Genomic DNA, 2,260 nt, shown 5'->3' with positions numbered 1-2,260 from the left:
GCGAATTTCGCTTCGCTCATTCGCGCCACCCTCTCCCACAAGGGGAGAGGGTGCACCGAGTGCGCGGATGCTCTGCCGTCGTCCATGCGCCGAGCACGAAGAAACGCTCGGCCGCCTATGGCTTGCGTGACGGCCTACCCCGCCATCGCCTTCTCGATCGCGGCCAACGCTGCATCGGCCTTCGAGCCATCGGGGCCGCCGGCCTGGGCCATGTCGGGACGGCCGCCGCCGCCCTTGCCGCCGAGCGCCTCGGAGGCCGCGCGCACGAGATCGACCGCATTGAAGCGCGCGGTGAGATCGGCGGTGACGCCGACCACGGCGCCGGCCTTACCGTCGGCGGTGACGCCGACGATGGCGACGACACCGGAGCCGACCTGCTTCTTGGCTTCGTCGGCAAGGCTCTTGAGATCCTTCATCTCGATGCCTTGGACCGCGCGGGCCATCAGCTTGACGCCGGCCACCTCGCGCATGCCATTGCCGACCTCCTGGCCGCTGCCGCCCATCGCCAGCTTCTTGCGCGCGTCCGACAGCTCGCGCTCGAGCTTCTTGCGCTCGTCCAGCAGCGCGGTGATGCGGGCCGGCACGTCATCGACGGTGGTGCGCAGCTCGGCGGCAGCCGACTTGGCCAGCGCCATGGTGTCGTTGACATGCTTGCGCGCCCCGCGCCCGGTCAGCGCCTCGATGCGGCGCACGCCCGAAGCCACCGCGCTCTCCGACGTGACCGAGATCAGGCCGATGTCGCCGGTGCGCTTCACATGCGTGCCGCCGCAGAGCTCGACCGACCAACCCATCGCGTTACTACCGTGCTCGCGCGCGGCGTCGCCCATCGAGACCACGCGGACCTCGTCGCCATATTTCTCGCCGAACAGCGCACGGGCGCCGGCCTCGCGGGCATCGTCGAGCGCCATCAGCCGGGTCGTGACCTCGGCATTCTCCAGCACGACATCGTTGGCGATGTCCTCGACGCGGGCGAGCTCTTCCGATGTGATCGGCTTCGGATGCGCGAAGTCGAAGCGGAGACGATCGGGCGACACCATCGAGCCGCGCTGGGCGATGTGGTCGCCGAGCACCTGGCGCAACGCCTCGTGCAGCAGATGCGTGGCCGAGTGATTGCTGCGGATTGCGCCGCGCCTGCCGTGATCGACCTCGAGCTGCAGCGCGGTGCCGAGCTTGAGCGTGCCCTGCTCGACGGTGCCGAGATGAACAAAGAGATCGCCCGCCTTCTTCTGGGTGTCGGTGACCTTGAAGCGAATGCCGTCGGCGGTGAGCATACCGGTGTCGCCGACCTGGCCGCCGGACTCGCCATAGAACGGCGTCTGGTTCAGCACGATGGCTCCAGTGTCGCCAGCCTTGAGACTCTCGACTTCGGCGCCATCCTTGATCAGCGCGGTGACCGCGCCCTCGGCGATCTCGGTGTCGTAGCCAAGGAATTCGGTGGCGCCGAGCTTCTCGCGCAACGGAAACCAGACATTCTCGGTCGCGGCCTCGCCCGAGCCGGCCCAGGCGGCGCGCGCCTTGGCACGCTGGCGCTCCATCGCGTCGGTGAACGAGGCCTGGTCGACGCTGATGCCGCGCGACTTCAGCGCGTCCTGCGTCAGGTCCAGTGGGAAGCCATAGGTGTCGTAGAGCGTAAAGGCGGTGTCGCCATCGAACATGTCGCCCTGCTTCAGGCCAGCCGCCTTCTCGTCGAGGATGGACAGGCCGCGCTCCAGCGTCTTGCGGAACCGGGTCTCCTCCAGCCGCAAGGTTTCCTTGATCAGGCTCTCAGCGCGAACCAGCTCCGGATAGGCCGCGCCCATCTCGCGCGTGAGCGTGCCGACCAGCCGATGCATCAGCGGCTCGCCGGCGCCGAGCAACTGCGCATGGCGCATGGCGCGGCGCATGATCCGGCGCAGCACATAGCCGCGGCCTTCGTTCGACGGCAGCACGCCGTCCGAGATCAGGAACGACGAGGCGCGCAGATGGTCGGCGATGACGCGCAGAGACGCCTTCATCGGTCCCTGCGGGTCGGCATTGGTGAGGTCGGCGATGGTGCGGATCAGTGCGACGAACAGGTCGATGTCGTAATTGTCGTGCTTGCCCTGCAGCACGGCGGCGACGCGCTCCAGGCCCGCGCCGGTGTCGATCGACGGTTTCGGCAGGCTGACGCGCTCGCCTCCCTCATGCTGCTCATACTGCATGAACACGAGATTCCAGATCTCGATGAAGCGGTCGCCATCCTGCTCCGGCGAGCCCGGAGGGCCACCCCAGATCTTGTCGC

The 2,260-nt window shown here is 68.1% G+C and carries 1 protein-coding gene; it reads right to left on the bottom strand.

Annotation, left to right across the window (positions count from 1 at the left end; translation table 11 throughout):
- Positions 1 to 134: 134 nt before the first annotated feature.
- Positions 135 to 2,260: alanine--tRNA ligase (alaS, locus tag WA702_RS03050; RefSeq protein ID WP_425109050.1), on the bottom strand; the 2,126-nt coding region annotated here is incomplete at its 5' end.

This window comes from Bradyrhizobium sp. (genome assembly GCF_049798375.1).
Classification (GTDB): domain Bacteria; phylum Pseudomonadota; class Alphaproteobacteria; order Rhizobiales; family Xanthobacteraceae; genus Bradyrhizobium.
The sequence above is the reverse complement of the archived record's forward strand: the minus strand, read 5'-3'. Positions and strand labels throughout refer to the sequence as shown.